At 62.7% G+C, this 25974-nt stretch carries 22 protein-coding genes and 1 pseudogene; 13 read left to right on the forward strand and 10 right to left on the reverse strand.

All coding sequences use genetic code 11. The features are described from left to right. The first annotated feature begins 22 nt into the window (after positions 1-22). Both AC2CQI_RS05690 and AC2CQI_RS05695 read left to right on the forward strand, forming a co-directional pair. Positions 23-691: a response regulator gene (locus tag AC2CQI_RS05690; protein ID WP_075803336.1), complete on the forward strand. Its 669-nt coding sequence runs from the start codon at positions 23-25 to the stop codon at positions 689-691. Further along, complete coding sequence (locus tag AC2CQI_RS05695) at positions 688-2013, forward strand: ATP-binding protein (RefSeq protein WP_075803337.1); 1326 nt, start codon at positions 688-690, stop codon at positions 2011-2013. Before AC2CQI_RS05690 ends, AC2CQI_RS05695 begins: the two co-directional genes overlap by 4 nt. A 3-nt stretch (positions 2014-2016) precedes the next feature. On the opposite strand, the gene AC2CQI_RS05700 is transcribed toward AC2CQI_RS05695, so the two are convergent. Next, complete coding sequence (locus tag AC2CQI_RS05700) at positions 2017-2937, reverse strand: LysR family transcriptional regulator (RefSeq protein ID WP_484579469.1); 921 nt, start codon at positions 2935-2937, stop codon at positions 2017-2019. A 103-nt stretch (positions 2938-3040) separates the two neighbouring features. Between AC2CQI_RS05700 and AC2CQI_RS05705 the strand changes: the two genes are divergently transcribed. After that, complete coding sequence (locus AC2CQI_RS05705) at positions 3041-3793, forward strand: SDR family NAD(P)-dependent oxidoreductase (protein ID WP_075803339.1); 753 nt, start codon at positions 3041-3043, stop codon at positions 3791-3793. A 123-nt stretch (positions 3794-3916) separates the two neighbouring features. Continuing rightward, complete coding sequence (locus AC2CQI_RS05710; protein ID WP_484579470.1) at positions 3917-5113, forward strand: N-acetylmuramoyl-L-alanine amidase; 1197 nt, start codon at positions 3917-3919, stop codon at positions 5111-5113. On the opposite strand, the gene dapA is transcribed toward AC2CQI_RS05710, so the two are convergent. The 4 genes and pseudogenes from dapA to AC2CQI_RS05730 form a co-directional block, all read right to left on the reverse strand. Beyond that, complete coding sequence (gene dapA / locus AC2CQI_RS05715) at positions 5110-5973, reverse strand: 4-hydroxy-tetrahydrodipicolinate synthase (RefSeq protein WP_075803341.1); 864 nt, start codon at positions 5971-5973, stop codon at positions 5110-5112. The two genes, AC2CQI_RS05710 and dapA, sit on opposite strands and share 4 nt — an antisense overlap. A 270-nt stretch (positions 5974-6243) precedes the next feature. Continuing rightward, positions 6244-6648, reverse strand: a complete 405-nt coding sequence (locus AC2CQI_RS05720) for an ACT domain-containing protein (RefSeq protein ID WP_484579471.1) — start codon at positions 6646-6648, stop codon at positions 6244-6246. A 356-nt stretch (positions 6649-7004) separates the two neighbouring features. Then, positions 7005-7607 (reverse strand): annotated as a pseudogene (locus tag AC2CQI_RS05725) (histidine phosphatase family protein); the annotation flags it as partial. A gap of 138 nt (positions 7608-7745) precedes the next feature. Next, complete coding sequence (locus tag AC2CQI_RS05730; protein ID WP_075803343.1) at positions 7746-9293, reverse strand: tail fiber protein; 1548 nt, start codon at positions 9291-9293, stop codon at positions 7746-7748. Positions 9294-9716: 423 nt separating this feature from the next. Here AC2CQI_RS05730 and AC2CQI_RS05735 point away from each other — a divergent pair, with 423 nt between their 5' ends. Next, positions 9717-10241 (forward strand): hypothetical protein, encoded by a 525-nt coding sequence (locus tag AC2CQI_RS05735; RefSeq protein WP_144443570.1) that lies wholly within the window; start codon positions 9717-9719, stop codon positions 10239-10241. A gap of 98 nt (positions 10242-10339) precedes the next feature. On the opposite strand, the gene AC2CQI_RS05740 is transcribed toward AC2CQI_RS05735, so the two are convergent. Both AC2CQI_RS05740 and AC2CQI_RS05745 read right to left on the reverse strand, forming a co-directional pair. After that, entirely contained in the window at positions 10340-10945 is a 606-nt protein-coding gene (locus tag AC2CQI_RS05740; RefSeq protein WP_075803345.1) for a cupin domain-containing protein, read from the reverse strand. Positions 10946-10990: 45 nt separating this feature from the next. Next, positions 10991-12943 carry an oxidoreductase gene (locus tag AC2CQI_RS05745; RefSeq protein ID WP_075803346.1) on the reverse strand — a complete coding sequence of 651 codons (1953 nt, stop codon included), beginning with the start codon at positions 12941-12943 and terminating at the stop codon, positions 10991-10993. A gap of 151 nt (positions 12944-13094) precedes the next feature. Here AC2CQI_RS05745 and AC2CQI_RS05750 point away from each other — a divergent pair, with 151 nt between their 5' ends. Beyond that, the gene (locus AC2CQI_RS05750) at positions 13095-14138 is read left to right on the forward strand and encodes an ABC transporter substrate-binding protein (RefSeq protein WP_484579472.1); all 1044 of its coding nucleotides are present in this window, start codon (positions 13095-13097) and stop codon (positions 14136-14138) included. A 62-nt stretch (positions 14139-14200) separates the two neighbouring features. Then, positions 14201-14953, forward strand: coding sequence for a class II aldolase/adducin family protein (locus tag AC2CQI_RS05755; protein ID WP_075803348.1), 753 nt, complete (start codon positions 14201-14203; stop codon positions 14951-14953). Positions 14954-15426: 473 nt separating this feature from the next. Here AC2CQI_RS05755 and AC2CQI_RS05760 read toward each other — a convergent pair whose 3' ends face one another. Further along, complete coding sequence (locus AC2CQI_RS05760; protein WP_075803349.1) at positions 15427-15867, reverse strand: RrF2 family transcriptional regulator; 441 nt, start codon at positions 15865-15867, stop codon at positions 15427-15429. Between the two features lie 181 nt (positions 15868-16048). Here AC2CQI_RS05760 and AC2CQI_RS05765 point away from each other — a divergent pair, with 181 nt between their 5' ends. The 5 genes from AC2CQI_RS05765 to AC2CQI_RS05785 are packed head-to-tail and all read left to right on the forward strand — an operon-like array spanning position 16049 to position 21843. Continuing rightward, positions 16049-17650: an ABC transporter substrate-binding protein gene (locus tag AC2CQI_RS05765; RefSeq protein WP_484579473.1), complete on the forward strand. Its 1602-nt coding sequence runs from the start codon at positions 16049-16051 to the stop codon at positions 17648-17650. A gap of 51 nt (positions 17651-17701) precedes the next feature. Then, positions 17702-18661 (forward strand): ABC transporter permease, encoded by a 960-nt coding sequence (locus AC2CQI_RS05770; RefSeq protein ID WP_075803351.1) that lies wholly within the window; start codon positions 17702-17704, stop codon positions 18659-18661. 3 nt (positions 18662-18664) lie between these two features. After that, positions 18665-19492, forward strand: coding sequence for an ABC transporter permease (locus AC2CQI_RS05775; protein ID WP_075803352.1), 828 nt, complete (start codon positions 18665-18667; stop codon positions 19490-19492). A 2-nt stretch (positions 19493-19494) separates the two neighbouring features. After that, entirely contained in the window at positions 19495-21129 is a 1635-nt protein-coding gene (locus AC2CQI_RS05780; protein WP_484579474.1) for an ABC transporter ATP-binding protein, read from the forward strand. 9 nt (positions 21130-21138) lie between these two features. After that, positions 21139-21843 (forward strand): NAD(P)H-dependent oxidoreductase, encoded by a 705-nt coding sequence (locus AC2CQI_RS05785; protein ID WP_484579475.1) that lies wholly within the window; start codon positions 21139-21141, stop codon positions 21841-21843. A gap of 60 nt (positions 21844-21903) precedes the next feature. Here the strand turns inward: AC2CQI_RS05785 and AC2CQI_RS05790 are convergent, their stop codons facing one another. Then, positions 21904-22083, reverse strand: coding sequence for a hypothetical protein (locus tag AC2CQI_RS05790; RefSeq protein ID WP_484579476.1), 180 nt, complete (start codon positions 22081-22083; stop codon positions 21904-21906). A gap of 122 nt (positions 22084-22205) precedes the next feature. Next, complete coding sequence (locus AC2CQI_RS05795) at positions 22206-23366, reverse strand: PDDEXK-like family protein (RefSeq protein WP_484579477.1); 1161 nt, start codon at positions 23364-23366, stop codon at positions 22206-22208. A gap of 357 nt (positions 23367-23723) precedes the next feature. Here AC2CQI_RS05795 and AC2CQI_RS05800 point away from each other — a divergent pair, with 357 nt between their 5' ends. Beyond that, positions 23724-25973 carry a sugar kinase gene (locus AC2CQI_RS05800; protein WP_484579478.1) on the forward strand — a complete coding sequence of 750 codons (2250 nt, stop codon included), beginning with the start codon at positions 23724-23726 and terminating at the stop codon, positions 25971-25973. The last annotated feature ends 1 nt before the right edge of the window (position 25974 follow it).

A 25974-nucleotide genomic window follows, 5' to 3' on the forward strand; every position in this document is an offset into this window, starting at 1 on the left:
TTCAGGCACGGACGGAGCTGCAATGCGGGTATTGCTGGTGGAAGACGACGAACTGATCGGTGACGGTATTCGCACGGGCTTACGCACACATGGCATCGACGTCAGGCATGTTTTTACCGCCGCCGAGGCGGAAGCGGCACAGGTCGATGAAAGTTTTCATGCGCTGGTACTCGATCTCGGTTTGCCGGATCGGGACGGCATCGAACTGCTCGGTGTGTTGCGCAACTTCGAGCCCGGTTTGCCGGTATTGATCCTGTCGGCCCGGGACTCGCTCGAACATCGCCTGGAGGGGCTGAACCGCGGCGCCGATGACTACCTGGTGAAACCCTTCGATCTGCGCGAACTCGCGGCCCGGCTGCATGCCCTGATCCGTCGCGCCCAGGGGCGGGTGGCACCGATGATCCTGGCCGGTCCTTTGCGCCTGGACCCGTCCGCCGGACAAGCCTGGCTGGATGGCCACCCCGTGGTGTTGTCACGCCGGGAAATCGACCTGCTTGCCCATCTGGCCGACAGCCGTGGCGGCTGGGTGCCTTCCACGCAGCTCAACGAGCGGCTCTTCGGTCTGGCCGATGATGTCGGCGGCAATGCCCTGAACGTGCATATCCATAACGTGCGCCGCAAACTGGGCGCGGAGGCGATCGAGACCGCCCGGGGCCTGGGTTTCCGCCTGGGCTGGAGGCATGACGGGTGAGCCTGCGTTTGCGTGCGGTGCTGGTGGCCGGGCTGTCGTTGATGGTGCTCTGGGGGCTGGCGGCGGGCTGGATGATGCGCGGGGTGCAGGGCAATCTTGACCGCACTCTGGACGGGCGTCTGGCGATGTCGGCGCGCATGGTCGCCGGGTTGCTGGAGCGCGCCGCACTCGGCGCCGAGGCGACCAGTCCGGATTTTCGCGAAGGCATACGGGTCACCGGCAAGGAAGGCATCGCCTGCGAGATTCGTTTGCTGCAAGGGGAAATCCTCGCACGCAGTTCCAGCGGCTCGCCCTCGATCTTCCACGACCTGCCGCCCGGGCTGAGCACCCGTGAGATCGACGGGCATTTCTGGCGCATCTACGTGCTGCGCACCGAGGCGGGTTACCAGGTCAGCACCGCCGACCGCCTGGACAACCGCGAGCGGCTGATCGGCGAGATGCTCTGTGCTGCCGGGGTCCCGTTCCTGATCGCGGTGCTGGGCAGCCTGGCCGCCTTGTGGATCGGTATCGGTCGTGGCCTGCAACCGCTGGAGGTCTTGTGCGGGCAACTGCGCAATCGCCAGGCGGATGACACCATGCCCATCCAGCTCATTCGCCCGCCCAAGGAACTGCGGCCCGTGCTCGACGCCATGAACGCCTTGCTCGACCGCCTGACCCAGGTCATCGCCGGCCAGCGCGCCTTCACCGACGCCGCCGCCCACGAGTTGCGCACGCCGCTGACGGTGATCGACACCCATCTGCAGATCATCCGCGAGGCCGGGGGCGACGATGCGCGCAAGTCCCTGGGCAGTGCGGAAGAGGGCGTGCGCCGACTGCGCCGGACCCTGGACCAGATGATGACCCTGGCCCGCACCGAGGTGCCGGTGGCCAGCGAGGACCGCTGCGAATCGCTAATGGACGTGGTGAGCAGCGTACTGGTCAGGCTGGATGTGCAGGAGCAGGGGCGTGTGCAGGTCAGCAGTCGCGGGGACGACCGGGGCAGCGCGGTGCCGGCATCGATGCTGGATACCGTGCTGCGCAACCTGCTGGACAACGCCTTGCGCTATTCGCCGGGCGCCTCGTCGGTGGAGGTGCAGGTGGCATTTGCCAACGGCCAGTGCACCTTGACGGTTGCTGACCGTGGACCGGGCTTGAGCGCAGCCTCCGTGGCGCAAATGGGCCGGCGTTTCTGGCGCGGGGATCATGGACGGCGGCGCACCGATGGGGCCGGGCTGGGCCTCTCGATCGTCCAGGCCATCGCCGTTCGCTTCGACGCCGTGCTGGCGCTCGAGCCTCGCGAGGGCGGTGGTTTGACGGTGAGTTTTACCTGCACGGCCGGATAGCGATCACTTCGCTTCATGCCGCCAGGCCGGGCTCGCCAGATGCTCGGCGAAGAAGTCCGAGAGCGCCTGGACCTTCCTCGGCCGGGTTCTTGCCGACGGCGTCACGAAATACAGCCCGCCCTGGGTCATGTGCCAGTCGGGCAGTACGCGTTCGAGACGGCCATCGGCCAGGTACTCGGCGGCGATGAACTCCGGCAGCTCGGCGATCGCCATGCCCGCCAGCAAGGGCGCGACCAGGGCATCCGAGTTGGTGACGCGCAGTGGCCCGCGGGGCGTGACGTCGTGCTCGCTGCCGTCGCCGTGGGTGAACCGCCAGACCTGGCTGCGGGCACGGTAGGCGTAGCTCATGCAGGCATGTTCAGCGAGTTCGCGGGGGTGGGCGGGTCGGCCTCGTTGTTCGAAGTAGCTGGGCGCGGCGAGCAGATACTGAGTGACCGCACAGATACGCCGCGCCACCAGGGAAGAGTCCGGCAGGGCCGCAATGCGCAACGCCGCATCGAAGCCGTCGGCCACCAGGTCTACCGTAGAGTCGGAAAGGTGCAGGTCCAGCTCCAGGCCCGGATAGCGGGCCAGCAGTTCCGGCAGCAAGGGTGCGACCCAACGCAGTCCGAAGGACATCGGCACTGCCAGGCGCACCAGGCCGCGAGGTTGCACCGACAGTTCCTGGGCGGCGCTTTCCATCTCCTCGGCCTGGCGGTACAGCGCGCTGGCCTGTTCGACCATGCGCTGGCCGAACTCGGTCAGGGCCAACTGGCGCGAGGTGCGATTGAACAGGCGACCGCCGAGACGCTCTTCCAGGCGCGCCACGGCCCGGGACACCGTGGGCACCGATACCGACATGGCGCGGGCCGCCGCCGCATAGGAGCCTTCTTCCGCCACCTTGGCGAACATTGCCAGACCTTCGAAATCGGGGATTCTTGCCATTTCATTTCTGTAATGATGAGTTTCGAATGATTCTATTTTGAAAATAACCAGGGGTCGATACGCTTCTCCCATCCAAACGCACAACCCAACCGGGAGAAACACCATGAGCAAGAAACTTGAAGGCAAGATCGCACTGGTTACCGGCGGCACCACCGGCATCGGCCTGGCCACCGCACAACGTTTTGCCGAGGAGGGCGCCCATGTCTACGTCACCGGTCGCCGCCAGGCCGAGCTGGACAAGGCGGTCGCCCTGGTGGGCAATGCCACGGGCGTGGCGGTCGATTCGACCCGGCTCGAACAGCTTGATGAACTCTATGCCCGCATCCGTGATGCCCACGGCCACCTGGATGTGCTGTTCGCCAATGCTGGCGGTGGTTCCATGCTGCCACTGGGCGAGATCACCGAGGAGCACTATGACGACACCTTCGATCGCAACGTGAAGGGCGTGCTGTTCACGGTGCAGAAGGCTCTGCCGCTGCTGGCGGCGAAAGCGTCGATCATCCTCACCGGTTCAACGGCGGGCAGTTCGGGAACGGCGGCGTTCAGTGTGTACTCGGCGTCGAAGGCGGCGGTACGGGCCTTTGCCCGGAGCTGGATCCTGGATCTCAAGGGGCGCGATATCCGGGTCAATACCATCAGCCCGGGTGCCACCCGGACCCCGGGGCTGGTCGATCTGGCCGGGCCTGATGCGCAGCAACAGCAGGGCTTGCTGGATTATCTGGCGTCGCAAGTGCCGTTGGGCCGGGTTGGCGAGCCGGTGGAGATTGCCAATGCGGCGGTGTTCCTGGCCAGTGATGATTCGAGTTTCGTGAATGGGGCCGAGTTGTTCGTGGATGGTGGGCAGGCGCAAATCTGATCAGGCCTTGGGGCCGCAAAGCGGCCCCAAAACATTCACTTGAGTGCCAGCCTGAATAATTGTTACGTTGTAACACTTTTGATCTGAGCAGCCTCGGCAAGCAGAGGCGCCTATGGAAAGTGTATGGATAGACGTAGTTTGTTGAAATTTCTCCTGGCCGGCCTGGCATTGCCGGCCTCGTTCGTGGCCCAGGCCTCCCAGGCCGTGCGCCGGGTGACGGTCAGTCAATCGGCCGGCGCCACGACCTTCCTGTTCGACCTGAGCGGGCCGGTGGTGACCAACAGTTTCAACCTGGAGTCGCCGCCACGCCTGGTCCTTGACCTGCGCCAGGCGGTGCTCGATGCGCCCTTGAACAGCCTTGTACTCGATGGCACTCCCGTGCGCGCCATCCGCAGCGGGCAGACGCCAACCGGTGACCTGCGCATCGTCCTGGACCTGGCCGACGCGGGTGTCCGCGGCGAACTCCGGCCGGTACCCGGCACTGGCCACCGTCTGGAACTGCGCCTCTCGGGTGTGCCGGCGAAGGCGGCAGTGGTCGCCAGTAGCCAGGTACCTGCACCGCTGGCGAAAGGCAAATCAGGTCGCGACCTGCTGGTGGTGATCGATGCCGGCCATGGCGGCAAGGATCCGGGTGCGGTTGGGGCCAAGGGCGAACAGGAAAAGCTGGTCGCCCTGCAGATCGCCACGCTCCTGGCCAAGCGGGTCAATGCGCAGAAGGGCTACAAGGCCCGGCTGGTGCGTTCCGACGATATCTTCATACCCCTGCGCAAGCGCGCCGAACTGGCCCAGCGCCTGAATGCCGACCTGTTCGTCTCGGTGCATGCGGATGCCGCGCCTCGACTCACGGCATCCGGTGCCTCGGTCTTCGCCCTGTCGCAGAACGGCGCCAGCTCCTCGATGGCGCGTTGGATGGCACAACGGGAGAACGGTGCCGATTCCGTCGGCGGCGGCCTGGCCGTGAAGCTGCGCAAGGACGACCCGATGGTGGCCGGCGTGCTCCTGGACATGTCGATGAACGCGACCATCTCCACCAGCCTCAACCTCGGGCATCAGGTGCTGGCGCAACTGGGCGAGGTCTCCAGTCTTCATCAGTCGCGGGTCGAGCAGGCCGGATTCGCCGTGCTCAAGTCGGCGGCGGTGCCGTCGATCCTGGTCGAGACCGGTTTCATCTCCAACGTCGGCGACTGCCGGCGCCTGCATGACGCGCGGCATCAGCGCAAGGTTGCCGAGGCGATCTTCGCCGGGGTGGAGGGCTACTTCCGCCAACAACCGCCGCCGGGCAGCCTGATCGCTGCAACGGCGGGTGTCGAGCCGGCCTAGGCCAGCGCTTCGAGTACTGCCTGCAAGCGTCCAAGCGTCGCGGCACCGCTGGTCTGCATGGGCTCACGCAGTTCGTTGGCGATCAGGCCCTGGACGCTGAGTGCTGCCTTGACCACCGCGGGGTTGGCTTCGCAGAAGGCGGTCTGGATCCATGGCAACAGCCGATAGAACACCGCCCGTGCTGTGCCGAGATCCCCCTCGTCCATATGCCGCATCATCTCCACGTAGAGGTCTGCCCGGATATGCGCCGAGGCCGAGATGGCACCGGCACCGCCCAGGGCGAGATGGGTGAAGATCTGCAGGTCCTCGCCGGCCAGCACCTGGGCATCGCCGTCCTGGATCAGGGCCAGGGTGGTCTCGATATCGCCACCACAGTCCTTAACCGCGGCGATATTCGGGTGACGCACGATCCTGCGCAGCGTCTCCCGCTCGATGCGCACGCCGGTGCGGTAGGGGATGTCGTAGACCACCAGCGGAACGGACGCCGCATCGGCCACGGTCTGGAAGAAGGATTCGATGCCTTGCTGCGACGGCCGGATATAGCACGGCGCCGGGACCAGCAGACCAGCGATGTTGCGCTGCTGGATCTTCTGCTGGAAGGCCAGCACCTCCTGCAGGTTGTAGCCCGACAGGCCCATGATCACCTGGTGCGGTTGGGCGACCTGCAGCACCGCATCCAGCACCGCGAGCTGTTCATCCTTGCCCAGGGCCGCCGCCTCGCCGGTGGTGCCGCACACGGCCAGGCCCCTCACGCCTTCGGCGAGCAGCTTCTGCGCCAGGCCTTGAAGTGCTTCGAAATCGACCTGGCCGGAACGAAAGGGTGTGGCCAGTGCAACCCAGATACCGCGAAAATCAGACATGCATTACTCCTCAGGCAGACCGAACTGGACGTCAGAGGAGAGAAGGGGAATCAAGCGGGGGGAGACCTTGCGCTATCTGTCCTGTCAGCTCATCTGACGGGACAGCGCCCCGGTCAAATGAGCGGCTGTTTCTTGGATTTCTTGGCAACGGACAGGCATGCGCTGACCGGGGCGTGAAGGCCCGGGGCAGTTGGCATGGAGTCGTTGCTCAAGATCATGGTGATTCTGTTGCAAGAAAATGTTTCCGGATAATGCGGAAGATTCAGCGGATTAGTCAACACCCGAGCGCGACAGCGTTTGAAGAACGTCCATGGCCTTCGCGGCATCGTTCTTACTCACGAAAATATGATCGTGGTAGAACGCGGCGATAACGTTGCAACTGATACCGGCATTGCCAAGTGCCGTGGCGAAGGCGGCCGTCAGACCCACGGCATCGAGGGCCGAGTGGATGGTCAGGGTGATCCAGGCTGCGACGAAACTGTATTCCAGGCCCAGCGCATCGGCTTGTTGCCGCTCGATGATGGCGGTCAGGCCTTCCTGTTCGCGGAAGGTGCCCAGTGCTTCGACGCCTTGCAGGGCAGCGGCATTCGCCACGGTGCAAAAGACGAACTCGCCTTCGTTCAAGATTGGGCTCATGCCCAGAAGCAGGGCCGTGATCGATTTTTCGCCTGACATAACGTGATTCCTGGTTGAGGAGGGGGCTAGTGTGCAGGCTGGATTTTCATAAGTTTAATTAATGTTGGTTATGGTGGATCAGTAACGCTGATGCGACGCGGACCCTGTGGGAGCTGGCTTGCCAGCGATTGCGGCAGTGAATCCAACATCGCAATCGCTGGCAAGCCAGCTCCCACAGGGTCCGCGTAATATCAACGGCCTTTTCTCATTAACCGCTCCACGACGGCAAAGGCATTGTCCGCAGGGTCTGGCCGATCGCTTTCGTAGTGGTTGCGCGCCAACGCAGCGAACGCAGCCTCGACGGCTTTTTCCTTGGGATTGCGATCGATGAAGGATTTGCGCGGATGATGGGTTTCCCACGCAGAATCGTCCTGAGTGCGGGAGATCCTGTAGCTACCGCCATTGGCAAGGTGATTGTCGATTTCATAGCGGCGCCATTCGCGCATGGCCTGGCCATCGATCGGCGCCGGGCCACGCTCGATCAGCCAGGCGACCAGGCTGAGGAACTGGCCGTGGGAGAACACCAGGATGGCCTGTGCCGGATGGGCTGCCAGTCGATCGAGGAAGGCGCTGGCGCGCCCGGTGAGCTGCAGAAATGACTCGGCACCTTCGCCGTCGACGTAGGCCGGATCTGCGTCCGCCCAGTACTGATCGACCCACTGCTTGCGTTGAGCGACCGTGGTATCGACGCACCTGGCCGGTGCGAGATAGGTGAACTCTTCGATGGGCCAGGTCTCGACCGGCACGTCAGGAAACCGCGAGGCGGTGACCGCGGCGGTGTCCTGGGCTCGCAAAAAGGGCGAGACAATGATCAGGTCGGGGGCCTGGGTGATGGACTGCGCGATGTCCCGGGCCTGTTCACGTCCTTTGTCCGTCAGCGGGATAGTGGCGTGGTCACGGGAGGCGGCGCCGGCGTTGGCGGCGCTTTGTCCATGGCGTAGGAGTCGAATGTTCTTCATGGATCTTTGACACTTTTGAAATGGAAAAGAGTGCGAATTCAGTGCTGGAGTACAAAAGTGCTCCTGGCCTTTGACACGGTAATAGCGAAACCCGCCCGGATCACGCCGGGCGGGTTGCTCTGCCAGCCTCAGGATGACTCAGACGGTGGCCGTCGCATACTTGATGTAGTAAAGAATGTTGGCGTTCAGCGGCCGGGTTTCGGCGTCTCCGCCCCCGACCACCGGCGTCTGGGCACCATCCCATTCCGCCACGCTGCTGCAGAGAATGGCGGCAGCGGTATCCGCGTCATCCGTGGGCATGTGATCGACCGGGCCGGTGATATCGCCAGCCTTTGGCCGCCCGGTGGCGCCGCCTTGTCGCGAGCCGACATTGGGGCCGCAATCTCCCCCGGAGGCTGCCGACGTGCGTGAAGTGGCGTCAGGGTCGCGGCCCTGGCCGTGGTCGGCGCCCCGGAGGAAATAGCCTCGATAGTCGGGTACGTTGAAGTTGCTGATCCCATCTCCACCATTGGCATCGGCGATGGCGAAGCCGAGATACTGATACTGGTCGCTGTTGGGGTAACTGGCTCCGTCGCAGGGGAGCCACTGTGTCGCTGGCGGCGCCACGTTACCCGCGAAGCCGATGATTGCACCGATGGGGAAAAGGTCCGGGGTATTCGGGACACTGCCTTGCAGCAGGTAGTAGTCAACGGCAACGTTGACCGGGCGCGTCTCCTTGTCGCCGCCACTGGCGGTGAATGAAACGGTCACGCTGTTCTGGTTCCATTCGGCGTTGTCGTGGCCGGCGCAATGGTCCGAGGTTTTTTCCGAGTTGCCCAGGTTGATCGACAGGGTGAACGGGTTGACCGGCGCCGCCGTTGCCCAATCCTGGATCGAGCCCACTGCGTTGCCCGTTGCACCACCGACCGCCATGGCGGTGCGGCCCGATGCATCGGGATCACGCTTAGTGCCGTTGTCAGCTCCGCGCAGGAAGCGCCCGCGGTAGTCCGGCAGGTTGAATGCGGAGCCGTCGCCGCCGTGTGCGGTGCCGATGTCCTGGTAGAGCTCTGGATACAGATTTATCGGGAGCCGGCTTCCGTCGCACAACAGGTAGGACTGCCGCAGGATCATGCTGCCCGAGCTGCTGGTGCCGGCAAAGGCAACCACCACGCCGGTTGGCATACTGCCGCCGTCGACGATCTTGATGATGTAGTTGACGTAGGCATTGATCGGCCGGGTCTCGGCGTCGCCGCCACCGTTCGAGTAAAAGGTCTGGCCGCCGCCGGGTTCGAGCATGTCCGCGTTGGTGCCGCTGTAGGCACGATGGTCATCCGTGGGCACGTGCGGCACCAGGGCCTGGAACGGCGTGTTCGGCGTGGCGGTGGCAAAGGCCTGCACGCTGCCGACCCGTGCACCCGTCGCCGCGCCGCTGCGCGGGGACTTGCGGTCGCTGGCACCCTTGTCGACGGTGCCGCTCGGGTCGACGCCGCGCAGGAAATAGCCTTGATAGTCCGGCAGGTTGAAGCGGGTATTGCCGTCGCCACCGTTGCAGGTGCCGATGGCCGCGAACAGTGCCGGGTAGTCTGAAATCTGCAACTCGCTGCCGTCACAGATGGACCACCCCATTTCGTTGAGCTGGTTGTTGCCGAGGTTGCCGGCATAAGGCAGAACAGCGCCGACCGGAACGGAAATATCCTTGCTTTGCATAGGTTGCTCCTTTAAATGAGGACGGCACCTGCCATCCGTTACGTCAACGCGGGCCTGTGGAAGTACGAACGCCTTCGGCATAGGCAAACTGGATGAAAAGGGTCAGCAGCCCTTTACGGCAGTGGGCGAAGGAGGCCAGTCTGCACTCGGTAATGGCACTTGGATATCACTGAAAATGGGTAAAAAGCTCACTATGGAGTGCATCATCCGGGTAGCGGTCAGTGGCGATGCAGTGGCGACCAGGGCAACATTGATGGCTGAACATCTTGAAAAACCTCAGTGCTCGCGGCACTGAAAGTCGGTTTCCCTCAATTTCAGACAGAACCTGGAGAGCGCAGCGGGGATTGATTGCTGGCTTCTTGACATTGTCCTGACGAACACCTTAGCTCTTGATGAAGCCCGTCATCCGGACGACGGGCCGGGGTGGATGAACGTCTTTCGGAACCCTCGAATTTCAATGGACTGGAAGTGATGACAATAACAATCAACAAGATTGACAGCCTCTGGTTCCTACTGATTTCCACCTTCGTTCCGCTGCTGGTAATCATTTATGGCGACTACCTCTATGCAGGGCTGTGGTATTACCTTGTCATTCCTTTAGCGGCCTGGCTGGTGGCGGTTTTTTTCTACTCGGGAAGCGGATTTCTAAGCGGATTGGCCATTGCACTGGCGCTGGAATACTTGTTGTTCTGGCAGATGAACTGGCGCGCCGATCACCAGGAGGGGCTGCTGGGCCTGGTGCATCTTTTCTCAGTGCCCGGTGTGCTGCTGGGCGTGATCTATGCGGCCCGGTTGCTGAAGCGCAAGCCTCCAAAGTCCTGGCTGGCCGTATTGCTCATATCCTGCGCGAGCGTGTTGGCGGGATTCACCCTGATGCAGATCTTCTTCTTCGTGTTTTCTTATTTGCAGGCCGGGTTTTGGTTGTTGGTGTTCAGGTTGGTGGGGTAGGGCACTACAGAGTCAGGCAGGTCCGGTTGAACGTCGGATCTCCAGGCAGCTTGATCCCGTCGATCATGCACGGCGCCCCTGTTGTTCCCGTCGCAGGCTTAAAAGGAAGGCGGGGTAATTACCCAGATCACCACCGCGTCGACGTTGCCAGGGTTGCCGTAACGGTGCGGTTCCTGGCTCGAGAAACTGAAGCTGTCACCTTCGTTCAGCTGGAAATACCGCTCACCGACCCATAGCTCGAATTGTCCGGACAGCAGATACCCGGCTTCCTCGCCTTCATGGCTGTAGCTTTCCTCGCTGTAGGTGCCCGGGGGAAAGCGCGAATGCAGGATCTCAAGCTCGCGGTTGGGCTGCGGGGTGAGCAACTGGTCGACGATGCCGTCTTCGTAGTGCACGCTGAGCCGGCTGTTCTTGCGCACCACGTAGCCTTCATCCTCCGGGGCGGTGTTGGCTTCGCTGGCGAAGAACCACTGGATGGTCACCCCCAGGTTGCGGGCAATCTTGAACAGTGCCGGGATTGACGGGTAGGACAGGTTGCGCTCCAGCTGGCTGATGTAGCCGGCAGTCAGCTCGCTACGCTCGGCCAGCTCGGCCAGGGTCATGTTCCGGCGCTTGCGCAGGCCCCGAATGCGGCTGCCGAGAAACTGCGGCGCGCTGCCGCCGTCCTCGGCTGCGGGTGGCGCTTTGCTTTTGTGGCGGTTCATGGCGTTTTCCTGTCGGCCTTGCAAAGTCCCGGAGTATAAACAGGCTCACAAGCCGGCGGCGACCTTCAGCCCTTCATGGATCGCTTCCTCGACCGTGCGCGGGGCCAGACAGTCGCCGATGCGCTGTACCGGTACCAGGTCGCTGATCTGTCCGGCCAGGGTGTCCACCGGCTGATGACCCTGGCACAGCACCAGGGTGTCGATGTCCTCGAAGATCATCGCCTCGCCACTGGCGGTGTGCTGCAGATAGACGGTGTTGTCGTCGCAGCCGTAGAGGCGGGCATAGGGGGTGATCGGGATGCCCAGCTTGTGCAGCTCACCAGCCAGTTGGTCGCGCACGTACAGTGGCAGGCTCTCGCCGCAGTGGGTGCCATTGACCGCCAGTTGCACCTGGTGGCCGGCGCGCACCAGACGCTCGGCGATGCCGGGGCCGATCCAGTCGCAACGCCAGTCCACGACCATCACCGAACGGCCGAGCCTCACCTCGTCGCGCAGCACCTGCCAGGCGTCTACCACCTGCAGTTCGCCGCCACGTTCGAACACCGGCCAGTAAGGCTCCGCTCCGGTGGCGATGATCACTTCATCCGGACGCTCGCGCTCGACCAGGGCCCGGTCGACCCGGGTGTTGCGCACCACCTCGACGCCGGCGAGTTGCATTTCCCGTTGCAGGTTGGTGCTGGCGCCACCGAATTCGCTGCGCCGGGGCAGTAACTGCGCCAGCAACACCTGGCCACCCAATTGTGCGCTGGCCTCATACAGCGTCACCCGGTGTCCGCGGGCCGCGGCCACGGCGGCCGCCTTCATTCCGGCAGGCCCGCCGCCGACCACCATCACGCGTTTGCGCACACTGGCGGGCGGTAGTTGGCCATATTGCTGCTCGCGGCCGGTTTCCGGGTGCTGGATGCAGGAGATCGGCAAGCCCCGGTGGAAATGGCCGATGCACGCCTGGTTGCAGGCAATGCAGGCGCGTACGTCCTCGACGCGGCCGCTGTCGGTCTTGTTCGGCATCTGCGGGTCACAGATCAGCGCGCGGGTCATGCCGCAGACATCGGCCTGGCCGCGGGCAAGGATCAGCTCGGCTTCCTGGGGCTGGTTGATGCGACCGGTGACGAACAGCGGAATTTGCAGGCGTGATTTGAAGGTACCGGCTTCCCGGGCCAGGTAGGCCGCCTCGATGGCCATGGGCGGCACGATGTGAATGGCGCCCCCCAGCGACGCCGAGGTGCCGGCCACGATATGGATGTAATCCACATGGCTTTGCAAGGCTTGCACGGCAGCCAGGGATTCGTCTTCGGTCAGGCCTTGGGCATCGCGCTCGTCGGCGCTGATGCGCAGGCCGACGATGAACTGCTCGTCAGTGCTGGCGCGCACGGCGGCGATGATTTCCCGCAAAAAGCGCAGTCGCTGTTCGAGGTCGCCGTTGTAACCGTCGGTGCGGCGGTTCACCCGGGGGTTGAGGAACTGTGCCGGCAGGTAGCCGTGGCTGGCGACTATCTCGACGCCGTCGATGCCTGCCTGGTGCAGGCGCCGCGCGGCGGCGGCGTAGCCGGCGACGATCTCGTCGATCATCGCCTGGTCCAGCTCCCGAGGCATCACCCGGAAGCGTTCGTTGGGTACCGCCGAGGCGGAATAGGCCACCGCCAGCAGGCCGTCGGCCGACTCCATGATCTCGCGCCCCGGGTGGAAGACCTGGGACAGCACCACGGTGCCGTGGGCATGGCAGACCTCAGCCAGGGCGCGGTAGCCCTCGATGCAGGTGTCGTCGGTGGCCATCAGCACGTGGGAGGTGTAGCGGGCGCTGTCGTGCACCCCGGCCACCTGCAACACGATCAGGCCGACACCGCCTTCGGCACGGGCCTTGTGGTAGGCGATCAGCCGCGCGTTGACCAGGTTGTCGGTGGGCATCGAGGTGTCGTGTCCGCTGGACATGATGCGGTTTTTCAGACGCTTGCCACGGATCTGCAGCGGTTCGAACAGGTGCGTGTAGGCGGTCGACATGCGGTCAGGCTCCGGCTTGTTATTGTTGTTTTTCCATAAAAGTGTACCTTCAGTAAAAAATCAACTTGTTTTTTTACTTGTCGAGCACTAGCTTCGATAGCACCCCCGCCTCAGGGGCGAACCTCAGAAAAACAATAACGAGGGTACTTCGATGAGAGCTTTTGCACGTAAACCGGGCGTGTGCGCGTTGTGGTTGTGCCTCGGCCTGGGCACCGCCCAGGCGGCACCGGACATGGTCGTGGTGGGGTATGGCGGCGCCGGGCAGAAGGCCCAGGACGTGGCGTTCTTCCAGCCCTTCAGTGCCCAGGACAAGAGCAAGCTGATCCAGAGCGAATACAACGGCGAGATGGCCCGGATCAAGGTGATGGTCGATACCGGCAATGTCGACTGGGACGTCGTGCAGATCGAAGGCCCCGATTTGCTGCGTGGCTGCGATGAAGGCATGTACGAGCGCCTGGACTGGAACCGCCTGGGGCGCAAGGACCAGTTGATTCCCGACGCCGCGCAAGACTGCGGTTCGGCGGCTCTGGTGTGGAGCGTGGCGATTGCCTACGACCGCGACAAGCTGGCCCAGGCGCCGACCTCCTGGGCGGACTTCTGGGATGTCAGGAAGTACCCGGGCAAGCGCGGCCTGCGCAAGCGTGCGGTGTACAACCTCGAATTCGCCTTGCTGGCCGATGGCGTCAAGGTCGAGGACGTCTACAAGGTGCTGGCGACGCCCGAGGGCGTGAACCGGGCGTTCGCCAAGCTGACTGAGCTCAAGCCCAACATCCAGTGGTGGGAAGCCGGCGCCCAGCCGCCGCAATGGCTGATGGCCGGTGACGTGGTGATGACGTCCACCTACAGCGGCCGCATCGCGGCAGCGGCGCAGAACGGCAGCCCGCTCGCGCTGGTGTGGCCGGGTAGCCTGTATGGCATGGATTACTGGGCGATCATCAAGGGCTCAAAACATGTGCAGCAGGCCGAGCGCCTGATCGCCTATGCCAACCAGCCGGAGGCACAGGTGCGTTACGTCGCGCAGATTCCCTACGGCCCGACCAACATCGAGGCGGCGGCGCAGCTTGATCCAACGCTGGCCAAATGGGTGCCGACCGCTAAGCAGAATCTGGAGGGGGCACTGGCGATGAATGTCGAATTCTGGGTCGACCATGGCGATGAACTGGAAGAACGCTTCAACGCCTGGGCCAGCAAGTAACCTGAAACCGCCGGGCAGTTGCGCTTGCCCGGCGCTCTTGAACCACCTGAGAGTTCCCCATCATGAAATCCGAACGGCAATTGCGCGAGGAACTGGCCGCCTGCTACCGGCTGATCGCGCATTTTCGCATGAGCGACCTGATCTTCACCCATATCTCGGTGCGCCTGCCGGGGCCTGAACACCATTTCCTGATCAACCCCTACGGGCTGATGTTCGATGAAATCACCGCGTCCAGCCTGGTGAAGATCGACCTGGCCGGACATGCCGTCGAACCCTCGCCCTATCCGGTGAACCCGGCGGGGTTCGTTATCCATAGCGCGATCCACAGTGCCAGTGAAGACGCGCAATGCGTGCTGCACACCCATACTCGCGCCGGTTGCGCGGTGGCGGCGCTGGAGTGCGGGTTGTTGCCGGTGAACCAGATGTCCATGGAGTTCTACGGCAAGGTCGCCTACCACGACTACGAAGGTGTGGCGCTGGACATGGCCGAGCAGCAGCGGCTGGTGGCCGACCTGGGCAACAAGCCGGTAATGATCCTGCGCAACCATGGTTTGCTGGCGGTCGGACGCAGCGTGAGCGAGGCGTTCATGCGCATGTATTACCTGGAGAAGGCCTGCGAGATCCAGCTGGCGGCGCAGGCCAGTGGCAAGCTGGTGCTGCCGCCTCACGAGGTGTGCGCGCATACCGAGCGGCAGTTCAATGACCCGGGGCGGCCGCTGGAGGAGGGGCAACTGGCGGACCCGGACGGGATGCAACTGGCGTGGACGGCGCTTTTACGGTTGCTGGAAAAGGTTGCGCCGGGGTATCGCGATTGAACACAGGCCGGTCGCGCAGAGAACCGTTCTTGAGCTCGGCGCGCCACCTGTGGGAGCGAGCTTGTCGGAGCGCCGAACCGTCGCGAAGGACCGCAAAGCGGTCCCAAAGCCATCCACCTAAGTGTGTCAGGAAGGGCGCGTACTCAGGTTTTACGACGGCTTCGCGGCCCTTCGCGAGCAAGCTCAGGGCCGGGGACACTGCCGGATCCGGGGTGGGGCTGAGGGCCTCATCGCTGGCAAGCCAGCTCCCACAGGGTTCTGGGTCAGTCGCAACATTTGTGCCCGGCGTGGACCTTGTGGGAGCTGGCTTGCCAGCGATTGCGGTAGTGAATTCACCATCTCAATCGCAGGTGAACCCGCACACAGGTCCCATGTAAATCAAAAAGTTACGATTTGTTCTATGAGAGCGGGTAACCCCGTTCCCACAAGGACCCTGCTAATGTGTTGTTCCACGAGGGCAGGCCTGTACAGGCTCAGCCGAGCTCTGCCAGTTCCCTGGGCGTATCGAACGCCACGAACAACTGATCCGCCGTAATCGTCCCCAGATCCAGCCGCATGTTCTGCTCCAGCATCGCGAACAGTCGGGTGAACACCTCGTACACCTTGCAGTGATCCTCATGCCCGGCAAACGGATTGTCGATCTTCTCGGCGATCAGCGAACTTTCCTGCACCGCGTCATACACCTCGCGCAGGGTGATCAGCTGCGGCGCGCGCGCCAGCGTCACGCCGCCTTGCGCCCCGCGATAGGAGGTGAGGATGTTCGCCTTGACCATCTGCGACACCAGTCCGCGCACGCGGGTAGGGTGCACCTTGACCCACTTGGCGATGGTTTCGGTACGCAGCTTGTGCGGTGCGTTGGCCGCGACGAACGACAGGATGTACGAAGCCGTGATAAGGCGGGTCGACTGGCTCATGGAGGAAAAAGCTCCCTGCGAAAATGGAAATTCTACACCGTTGAACGCCCGTCATCGGACGCTGGAAAACAGCTTGTCGGGCCGATAATGTATTTGTTACGGTAACAATTACAAATAAGCAGCTTCGACGCAATCCGCTTGACCGAATAACCATTCTTCACGGTTCACAGGGGGCAGTGCAATGAGCGATAAGAACAACAAGAATCCTCAAGCGATGTTCGACAGCGGCCTGCCGCGTCGGGATTTCCTCAAGTACAGTGCCGCCGCAGCGGCCATTGCCGGGGCCTTCTCCCTCGGCCTGCCGTTGCGCGGCCATGCCGCCGAAGCGACGCCGAAACCGGGTGGCACCCTGCGCCTGGGCCTGGCAGGGGCCAGCACCACCGACTCCAAAGACCCGGGCTCCTGGGTCGACACCTTCACCTTCATCGGCTTTTCGGCGGTCTACAACACCCTCACCGAAATCTCCGTCGAAGGCACCGCCATCCCTGAGCTGGCCGAGCGTTGGGAATCCAGCCCGGACGCCAGGGTCTGGACCTTCACCCTGCGCCAGGGCGTGACCTTCCACAATGGCAAAAGCCTGAGCGCCGACGACGTGGTGGCTTCGATCCAGCACCACCTGGGCGAGAAATCCACCTCAGCAGCCAAGACCGTACTGGGCGACGTCGCCCAGGTGCGTGCCTCCGCCCCGGACACCGTGGTGTTCGAACTGCACGCGGGTAACGCCGACTTCGCCTACGTGGTGGCCGACTATCACCTGGTGATCATGCCGGCCAAGGACGGCCAGGCCGACTGGCAGGCCGGCGTCGGCACCGGCGGCTACCGCATCAAGTCGTTCGAGCCTGGCGTGCGCATGGACCTGGAGCGCAGCCCTGACTACTGGAAGCCGGGCAGGGCGCATTTCGCCAGCGCCGAGTTGCTGGCCATCAGCGACGGTGCCGCGCGGGTCAACGCGCTGGTTACCGGCAAGGTCGACGTGATCAACAAGGTCGACCTCAAGACCGTGGCCCTGCTCAAGCGCAACCCGAAGCTTGTGATCGAGGAAACCAAGGGCGCCCAGCACTACACCTTCCCGATGCTCTGCGACAGCCAGCAGTTCCGTGACAACAACGTGCGCCTCGCCCTCAAGCATGCAATCAACCGCGAAAACCTGCTGGTTTCGGTGCTCTACGGCTACGGCCAGGTCGGCAACGACCATCCGCTGCAGCCGGCCAACCGCTTCATCAACCCGGCGCTGGAGCAGCGCGCCTACGACCCGGACAAGGCGCGCTTCTACCTGCGCCAGGCCGGTATGGACAGCCTCAAGGTGCGCCTGCAGGCCTCCGATGCCGCCTACAGCGGCGCGGTGGACGCCTCGGTGCTGTTCAAGGAGCAGGCACGCCAGGCCGGAATCGATATCGACGTGGTGCGCGAGCCGGCCGACGGCTTCTTCTCCAATGTCTGGATGAAACAGCCCTTCACCACCTCGTTCTGGTACTCCAGCCTCACCGCCGACCGCATGTTCAGCATCGGCTACGCCAAAGGCGCGGCCTGGAACGAGACCCACTGGGACAACCCGCGTTTCAACCAGTTGCTCAATGCCGCTCGCGGCGAGATGAACGAGCCGCTGCGCCGCGAGATGTACAACGAAATGCAGGCGCTGTGCCGCGACGATGGCGGGGCGATCGTGCCGTTGTTCGCCAGCTCCGTGGCCGCCCGTTCCAGCCGCGTGGCCCATGGTCCGCTCACCGCCCCCTACGGCGAGCTGGACGGCCTGCGGGTGATCGAACGCTGGTGGCAAGCCTGATCCGCGAGCGCATTCAAGGGCTGACCCTGCATCCAGTCGAGGAGTTGTACGGTGAACAATCTTGGCAAACTGCTTGTGCAGCGACTGGCCCTGGGCCTGTTGTCGCTGTTTGCGGTCTCGGTGGTGATCTTCCTGGCAGTCGGCATGCTCCCGGGCGACATCGCCCAGGCCATGCTCGGCCAGTCGGCGACTGCGGAAACCGTGGCAGCGTTCCGCGCCCAACTGGGGCTGGACCTGCCAGCGCTGCAACGTTTCATACAGTGGGCGTGGCGCCTGCTGCACGGTGACCTGGGCGTTTCCCTGGCGAACCAGCGGCCGATTGCCGAACTGGTCGGTGCGCGGTTGGGCAACACCTTCAGCCTGGCCTTGCTGGCGGCGCTGGTGTCGGTGCCGACCGCGCTGTTGCTGGGCATGCTCGCGGCGTTGTACCGCAACAGCTGGTTCGACCGGCTGCTCAATACCAGTGCCCTCAGTGCCGTGTCGTTCCCCGAGTTCTTCGTCGCCTACATCCTGATCCTGGTGTTCGCGGTGAAGCTGGAATGGTTGCCGGGCATCTCCAGCCTGTCGCCCGACGCCTCGCTGGGCGAGGTGCTGGAAGCCTCGGTGCTTCCGGTCGCGACCCTGAGCCTGGTGGTCATCGCACAGATGATGCGCATGACTCGCGCCTCGCTGATCAACCTCCTAGCCAGCCCTTACATCGAGATGGCCCGGCTCAAGGGCGTAGCGCCGTCGCGCATCATCTTCAAGCATGCACTGCCCAACGCCCTGGCGCCGATCGTCAACGTGGTGGCGCTGAACCTGGCGTACCTGGTGGTGGGCGTGGTGGTGGTGGAGGTGGTGTTCGTCTACCCCGGCCTGGGTCAGTTGCTGGTGGACTCGGTGGCCAAGCGCGACATCCCGGTGGTGCAGGCCTGCAGCCTGATCTTCGCCGGCACCTACATCCTGCTCAATACCGGCGCCGACGTGCTGTCGATTGCCAGCAACCCACGCCTGATGCATCCGAAGGGGTAGACCATGAACCTGATCACACCTTTGCTGCGCGCACCGCTGAGCGCCAAGTTCGGCCTGCTGGTGATTGTTGCCTACGTCGTAGTAGCGCTGTTCGCACCGCTGCTGGCGCCCTACGGCGAAACCCAGGTGGTGGGCGACGGCTTCGCGCCGTGGAGCCCGGAGTTCCTGCTGGGCACCGATAATCTCGGCCGCGACATGTTCAGCCGCCTGCTCTATGGCGCCCGCAATACCCTGGGTATCGCCTTCCTGACCACCACCCTGGCGTTCCTGCTAGGTGGCCTGTGCGGACTGGTGGCGGCGATCAAGGGCGGCTGGATTGACCAGGGGCTATCGCGGGTGGTGGACATCCTGATGGCCATTCCGCAACTGATCTTCGCCTTGCTGCTCCTTAGCGTGGTCGGCACCACGGCCACCTCGCTGGTGCTGGTGATCGCGCTGCTCGATGCCACTCGGGTGTTCCGCCTGGCGCGGGCGGTGGCGATGAGCGTAGTGGTGCAGGACTTCGTCGAGGCTGCGCGGCTGCGCGGGGAAGGGCTGTGGTGGCTGGTCAGCCGGGAAGTGCTGCCCAATGCCGCGGCGCCGCTGATCGCCGAGTTCGGCCTGCGCTTCTGCTTCGTCTTCCTGTTCATCAGCGCCCTGTCGTTCCTGGGCCTGGGCATCCAGCCGCCAACCGCCGACTGGGGCAGCATGGTGCGCGACAACGCGGTGCTGATCACCTTCGGTGACGTCAGCCCGCTGCTTCCGGCCCTCGCGGTGGCGTTGATCACGGTGAGCGTGAACTTCGTCGTCGACTGGGTGCTGCACCTGTCCAGTGGCCTGAAGGAGTGCTGAGCATGAGCAATGATACCTTGCTGGAAATCCGTGGCCTGAAGATCGAAGGCCACTATGAAGGCGCCTGGCACCCGCTGATCAAGGGGATCGACCTGACCCTGAAGCGCGGCGAAGTGCTGGGCTTGATCGGTGAGTCCGGGGCGGGCAAATCCACCCTGGGCCTGGCATCGATGGGCTATGTGCGCGATGGCTGCCGGATCACTGGCGGTAGCGTGTGTTTCGATGGCATCCAGCTGCTGGAGGCCAGCGCCGAGACCCTGCGCACGCTGCGCGGCCTGCGCATCGCCTATGTCGCGCAAAGCGCCGCAGCCTCGTTCAACCCGGCGCATCGGCTGATCGACCAGCACGTGGAAACGGCGGTGACCAATGGCGGTATCGACCGCGCCAAGGCCAAGGCCGAGGCGGTGGAGCTGTACCGCATCCTGCGTCTGCCAGACCCTGAAAACATAGGTCAGCGTTACCCGCATCAGTTGTCGGGTGGCCAGTTGCAGCGGGTGATGACGGCCATGGCGATGGCCTGCCACCCCGACCTGATCATCTTCGACGAACCGACCACCGCGCTGGACGTCACCACCCAGATCGAGGTGTTGGCAGCGATCCGCGATGCAGTGAAGACCTTTGGCAGTGCAGCGCTGTACATCAGCCATGACCTGGCCGTGGTGGCGCAGATGGCCGACCGCATCATGGTCCTGCGCCACGGCAGCCTGGTGGAGGAAGCGCAGACCCGCACCATGCTCAGTGCGCCGCAGGAGGAATACACCCAGTCGCTGTGGGCGGTGCGTAATTTCCATACCTCGGCCAAGGTGTGCCCGGGCAACGAGAAGCCGCTGCTGGAAGTGCGCAATACCGACGCCGGCTACGGCCATCAGCCGGTGCTGCACGATGTGTCGCTCAAGCTTTATCGCGGCCAGACCCTGGCGGTGATCGGCGAGTCGGGCAGCGGCAAGAGCACCACGGCGCGGCTGATCAGCGGGTTGCTGCAGCCGACTGCCGGGCAGGTACTGTATGACGGCGAGCCGCTGCCGGCGGACTATCGCCAGCGCAGCAAGGAGCAGTTGCGGCGCATCCAGATGATCTACCAGATCCCCGACACCGCGCTCAATCCCCGCCAGCGCATCGTCGACATCATCGGCCGGCCGCTGAATTTCTACCTCGGCCTCAAGGGCAAGGCGCTGCGCGAGCGGGTGGCCGAGCTGCTGCGGATGATCGACCTGGAGCCGGCCAAGTACATGGACCGTCTGCCGCGGGAACTGTCGGGCGGGCAGAAGCAGCGAATCTGCATTGCCCGCGCCCTGGCGGCGGAGCCGCAACTGATCCTCTGCGACGAAGTCACGTCGGCGCTGGACCAACTGGTGGCCGAGGGCGTACTGAAACTGCTCGACCGCATCCAGCGCGAGCTGGGCATGGCTTATCTCTTCATTACCCACGATGTGGCCACGGTGCGCGCCATCGCCGACGAGGTGCTGGTGATGCAGCGGGGCAGGGTGGTTGACCACGGCAGCCGCGAAGCGATCTTCCGCCCGCCGTTCCGTGACTACACCGGTTTGCTGTTCTCCTGCGAACCAGAGATGGACCCGGACTGGCTCGACCGGCTGTTGGCGACGCGTGATTCCACTTCCCCTTTGGCGACGGTTTGAGGATTGCCCATGAAAGTGCTGATCGTTCACGCTCATCCCGAGCCTGGATCCTTTACTGCCGCGCTGCGTGACCAGGCGGCGGAGACCTTCCGTGCTCAGGGGCATGAAGTGCAGGTGAGCGACCTGTATGCGATGGGCTGGAATCCCGTGGCCAGTGCCGACGACTTCAGCCATCGGGAAAACCCCGAATACCTGGTGTATGCGCTGGAGCAGCGGCTGGGGGTGAAGGACGGTTCCATCGCCGCCGATATCCAGCAGGAGCTGGAGAAGCTGCTGTGGGCCGACTTGCTGGTGCTGAATTTCCCGATCTTCTGGTTCTCCGCGCCGGCGATGCTCAAGGGCTGGATCGACCGGGTGCTGGTGTCGGGGGTGTGTTATGGCGGCAAGCGTTTCTATGACCAGGGTGGCCTGGCCGGCAAGCGGGCGCTGGTGACGGTGACCCTCGGCGGGCGTGAGCACATGTTCGGCGAGGGTGCGATCCATGGGCCGCTGGAAGACATGCTGCGGCCGATTCTGCGCGGGACGCTGGCGTATGTCGGGTTCGAGGTGCTGGAGCCGTTTGTGGCGTGGCATGTGCCGTATATCAGTGACGAGGCGCGCAAGGGGTTTTTACACAGTTATCAGCAGCGGCTGGAGCGGTTGTCGGATGATTTGCCGATGAGTTTTCCGCGGTTGGAGCAGTTCGATGAGGGGTTGTATCCGTTGCGGCGTTGATGATGGCTTGGCGGTGCCCTGTGGGCAGGTTGAGGCAGACTCGGCCTGCTCACCGGTGTATCAGGACTCGATCAAGGCGTAGTAACCGGCTTGCAGGTTCGAAGTGTCATTCATTGCGGTGGTGGTCGCGTTCGGGTTGTTGGTGGTCAGGGTGGCTGTGGTGACACCGTTGATCACTGCGTGGATATGGAAGGTGTTGCTGATATCCAGCACCTTGCTTTCCGCGGAGCTGTCAACCACCACGCTCTGCAGTGTTGCCTTCGATGTCGACGCAACTCAGCACGAGCTTCGGCGCAGCATCCGCGATGCATAAAACCGGTCAGGCCCCGCGCCCAGGTCCGCAAGCGCGGCCTGGGTAGTCTTCAGCGGAGGGCAGCGTCCAGAGCATGATCGATCTCTTCAAGGCATTCCCGGATCTTGCTCAGCGCCTGGTTGTAATGTGCATCCGCCGCCCTGTCTCCCAGGTCAAAAATGCACCGTTCATGTTTAATCTGGTAGCCGCTTGAAGCCATGTAATGCCCTGCCCAGTCAGGAACCTCTCGCGGACTTGAGGTGAAGTCGGGTAGGTGCCTCGCCAACCTGGTGGCATCAGCGGCAAGGAAGTAAGGGAAAACACCAAGCCAAGTGTGCTTGTACAGTTTGATCCAGAGACCGTCGGGCCATTCTTTTACCCGCACGTCCAAGTCATACTGCTTTTTGTCGACATTGCATGTCCGCCTCGTTTCGATTCTGTCGGCCCAGTAGGCAAACATAGGCGCGGTTTTAACCTCGGTATCCAGCCATTCGAAGCGCTCTTGCAGCTTGCGATTCTGGCAATAAACGAAATGGTCGTGGATATGACGATACGCCTCTTCGTTTTGCTGGAAGATCGCCCAGCACAGCTGTTTGAGCTCGGTGTTTCCCGACATGGTCTTCTCGATGTGAGTGACAAACTGATGGATAAACGGGAGGGCTTTTGGATCTATGCGTGTCTGCTGACGCAGCAGTTCGGCCAGTTGTCCGTAGGATTGGTAGTAGACTGGGGTTGGGGAGTCTGGATCAATCGTCGGAGACGCCCGGCCTTTCGGCGTCAGGTACACCAACGCCCTATGGTTATAGTGGGGGAACAGGTCCTGCAATGCTTTCTGGTAGCGGGCGACCTGACGGCTCTGGTCCAGGGCCCATATCTTGTTTTCGATTGCGATCACCAGTTTTAGGGATGGGTAATCGAGCACGATATCGATTTGTTCAAGTTCCCGCGTCACGTTCGCGCGAACGTCAGCAGCGCTCGAAAGTACGGCTGCCGGCAGGGGATTGCCCTCGCAACGGCAGTAGAGAAGTGATTTGACATAATCATCTCTGAAGGCGCTGCCCATGCCATGGGCTTCCCGATCGTTCAAGAGCGAGGCAATGATGTTCGAGTGGACCAGTTCCTTTGTGCTCACGCCCATGGCTTTGAAAAGATCAAAAGCCTTGGTATAGCCCGCCAGGGTATTGAACGCTTCAGATGCGGCCATTGCTGCTAGATGTTCAGGGGCGTCCATGTCGATTTTCTCTATGAATGAGGCCTGCGCAGTCCATCTTGTCTGCGCGGGCAATGCCCAAAGTGTCTTCGTGCGAATGACGGTGGTTGACTCTTGAGGCGGAGCAAGCTGTAGAATTCTGCCGCGCTTTAGGGCAAATGGCCAGTATTGTGATGATGCTCTCCCTGAGCAGGTTTATTGGTGTTTGCCGAGGGCGATGCGTTGAGCGAGACCTGCGCAATGTACAAATTCACACCTTCATGAGTCGGAGCTTCTCCCAGTCAAGCTTCTCTCGCGTCCGCCGATACCTTTGCGGCAGACGAACGTCCGTCGCAAGGATCTGGCGTCTAACTTCAAAGATGAACCGAGGAAGAAACAATGGCGATGGAATCACCAGCGCTCCTGCTGACCGATCTGAACAAAGCACTGCGTCGTCTGCGCGGTGCCTGCACCGACCTTGGTAACGAGGAAATCGACGAAAAACTGCTTGAAGTGATGCGCCGCCTGCTACTCGCCGAGGTGCTGGGAAATACCTGGGTCGTTGTGATGGGCGGCTCTCAGGGTGCGGGCAAGACAACGCTGATGGCGAGCATCCATGACCTGCGCGGTGATGGGCCGAGGTGGCTGCAGAGCAATGAGGGCCGTGGCGAGAAAATGCCGGTGCTCATACTTGAGGTAGAGGGCCTTGAGCGCGCTCAGGGATACGTTCGCAGGCTGGTTCCGGATGCGGCGTCGCAGGGCTACAGTCTGGATGACTTCGAGGTGGATGTTCCGGAGTTCCAGCGTGCCATATGCGACCCCAATGCCGAGGATCTGCTGCCGGTCCTGAAAGTGCCTCGCCGCTACTTCAAACGCGATAATCAGGCGTGGTTGCTGCTTCCGGGATACGAGAAGCAGGAACGCGACAACCGCTCCTGGCAAGAACTGATGCGCCAGGCGATGATCGCGGCAGGTGGCTGCATCATCGTAACCGACGAGACGCGTATGGCCAACCAGCAGCAGCTCGAGATTGTCCGGGACATGCTGGACAATGAGCTCAAAGGCTGTAAGCCGTACATCGTGGTCTCCAAGACCGAGGCCCATCGCAACGATCCCAAGCGGCAGGCCGATCTACGCTCAAGCGCCCAGGCGACGTTCCAGGTGGCGCCCGAGTTGGCTGAAAAAAACATCATTCTGAGCGGCACCGATGACGCTGAGTACATTGAACAGTGGATGCCCCACTTGCGTCGTGCCATAGAAGATCTCAACTTCACCGGGGAATCGGATCGCCAGTTCCAGATGAACCATCTCTCTGAAATCGTGGGCAAGGATCTGACACGGGTGTTGAATGCGATCCGCAGCAAGGCGCGACTGTATTTCACGAGCGACAAGGCGAGTGGAGTCGATGGCGCCGAAGTGCTGGAAGAGGTTTTGGGCAGGTTCGATGAGGCAGCAGCGGAGCTTCGGAGCCAGCATAATAAGCTTGTGAGCGAGCTGGCAGGGGAGGCCTTTTCCAAAGCGTCCGATTCAATGAGCGCTCGGCTTATTGCCGATCACGAGGGTTTCGGTAACTGGTTGTCGAATGTCTTCGATACCACCAGCCAGACCAGAATGAAGATGCAGGATCTCGTGCAGGGATCTTGGCGCGAAGCGGCGCCGGCGTTTTTTCACAAGTACTCGCAAGGTGTATCGTCATTAACGGGGAGCAAGCTTGAGCGAGTGCCTGTAGAGAAATCCGGGGAGGGCTCTCCCGCGCGTTTGCCACAGGCGAAATCCCAGAATCTGATCCAGATGGGCTTCGTGCACGCATCGGGTCAACCCGTTCGTTTCGAGAAGCTGAACCCTGAAGCGGTCAGTGATATCAACATCCTTCTGGGCAATGGCCGTCGGGAGGACTGGCAGGCTAACCAGGACGTCAGCAAGCAGGTGGGTGCCAGTGCCGAGTTGATACCTGCAATGTCGCTGGAATACACCCGGCTTCTCTTCGCTGTGCCTGAGGTCGTTGGCGTCAAGCAGGACTTCGTACCTATCGACAACGTGCCTGGCGCCAATGTCGTCTCAGCGAGTGTCGAGAACCTCAGGACAGGCGTCGAGCTTGGCAAGACTGCTATTCGCTCGCTCGCCACCGTGCTGGCGGTAGACGTCGTTAGCGATGGAGACTCTGACATACTGGGTGCGCTCTTCGGCAAGACGGCTGGCGCGGATGCCGGGGATCCCGGCGATACGACTGATGCAGGCGATTCAGGCAATCCAGGATCGGAGACCAAGCTCCCGATGCCGCTCACGCTGCACCCCGCTGCAGTGGCGGCCACTGCGGTCGTCACCGCAGCGTATCTTACAGGTGTGGCGGTAACGCGGATTCGCAGCATCGAGAAAGCAGCAAGCGCCCAGGCGAGGGTCATGCTCGGCAACGTCCATGACCACCATGTTGAAAATCTTCGCACGTCCTTCGATGAGACCATGGCCGTGGCGCGTGCGCGCGTCTGCACGAGGCTACGTGCCCGCTACCGCATGGACGAACTGATGATGCGCAAGGACCGGCTTGCCAAAGCCATTGCCGATGTCACCTCGATCACCAGTGACTTGCGTTACGAGTTGGACTCGTCAGCTTCTGGTTTGCAACTGTTCATCGCTGACCGTGGTGTCTGAC

This window comes from Pseudomonas sp. P2S-1 (assembly GCF_057197725.1).

What these genes read in the sequence shown, in the direction of transcription:
- AC2CQI_RS05750 (WP_484579472.1), top strand. Translation starts at nt 13,095, where the DNA reads ATGAGAGCTTTTGCACGTAAACCGGGCGTGTGCGCGTTGTGGTTGTGC.
- dapA (WP_075803341.1), bottom strand. Translation starts at nt 5,973, where the DNA reads ATGTCTGATTTTCGCGGTATCTGGGTTGCACTGGCCACACCCTTTCGT.
- AC2CQI_RS05800 (WP_484579478.1), top strand. Translation starts at nt 23,724, where the DNA reads ATGGCGATGGAATCACCAGCGCTCCTGCTGACCGATCTGAACAAAGCA.
- AC2CQI_RS05755 (WP_075803348.1), top strand. Translation starts at nt 14,201, where the DNA reads ATGAAATCCGAACGGCAATTGCGCGAGGAACTGGCCGCCTGCTACCGG.
- AC2CQI_RS05700 (WP_484579469.1), bottom strand. Translation starts at nt 2,937, where the DNA reads ATGGCAAGAATCCCCGATTTCGAAGGTCTGGCAATGTTCGCCAAGGTG.
- AC2CQI_RS05795 (WP_484579477.1), bottom strand. Translation starts at nt 23,366, where the DNA reads ATGGACGCCCCTGAACATCTAGCAGCAATGGCCGCATCTGAAGCGTTC.
- AC2CQI_RS05730 (WP_075803343.1), bottom strand. Translation starts at nt 9,293, where the DNA reads ATGCAAAGCAAGGATATTTCCGTTCCGGTCGGCGCTGTTCTGCCTTAT.
- AC2CQI_RS05705 (WP_075803339.1), top strand. Translation starts at nt 3,041, where the DNA reads ATGAGCAAGAAACTTGAAGGCAAGATCGCACTGGTTACCGGCGGCACC.
- AC2CQI_RS05710 (WP_484579470.1), top strand. Translation starts at nt 3,917, where the DNA reads ATGGATAGACGTAGTTTGTTGAAATTTCTCCTGGCCGGCCTGGCATTG.
- AC2CQI_RS05775 (WP_075803352.1), top strand. Translation starts at nt 18,665, where the DNA reads ATGAACCTGATCACACCTTTGCTGCGCGCACCGCTGAGCGCCAAGTTC.
- AC2CQI_RS05760 (WP_075803349.1), bottom strand. Translation starts at nt 15,867, where the DNA reads ATGAGCCAGTCGACCCGCCTTATCACGGCTTCGTACATCCTGTCGTTC.
- AC2CQI_RS05780 (WP_484579474.1), top strand. Translation starts at nt 19,495, where the DNA reads ATGAGCAATGATACCTTGCTGGAAATCCGTGGCCTGAAGATCGAAGGC.
- AC2CQI_RS05785 (WP_484579475.1), top strand. Translation starts at nt 21,139, where the DNA reads ATGAAAGTGCTGATCGTTCACGCTCATCCCGAGCCTGGATCCTTTACT.
- AC2CQI_RS05690 (WP_075803336.1), top strand. Translation starts at nt 23, where the DNA reads ATGCGGGTATTGCTGGTGGAAGACGACGAACTGATCGGTGACGGTATT.
- AC2CQI_RS05740 (WP_075803345.1), bottom strand. Translation starts at nt 10,945, where the DNA reads ATGAACCGCCACAAAAGCAAAGCGCCACCCGCAGCCGAGGACGGCGGC.
- AC2CQI_RS05765 (WP_484579473.1), top strand. Translation starts at nt 16,049, where the DNA reads ATGAGCGATAAGAACAACAAGAATCCTCAAGCGATGTTCGACAGCGGC.
- AC2CQI_RS05720 (WP_484579471.1), bottom strand. Translation starts at nt 6,648, where the DNA reads ATGTCAGGCGAAAAATCGATCACGGCCCTGCTTCTGGGCATGAGCCCA.
- AC2CQI_RS05745 (WP_075803346.1), bottom strand. Translation starts at nt 12,943, where the DNA reads ATGTCGACCGCCTACACGCACCTGTTCGAACCGCTGCAGATCCGTGGC.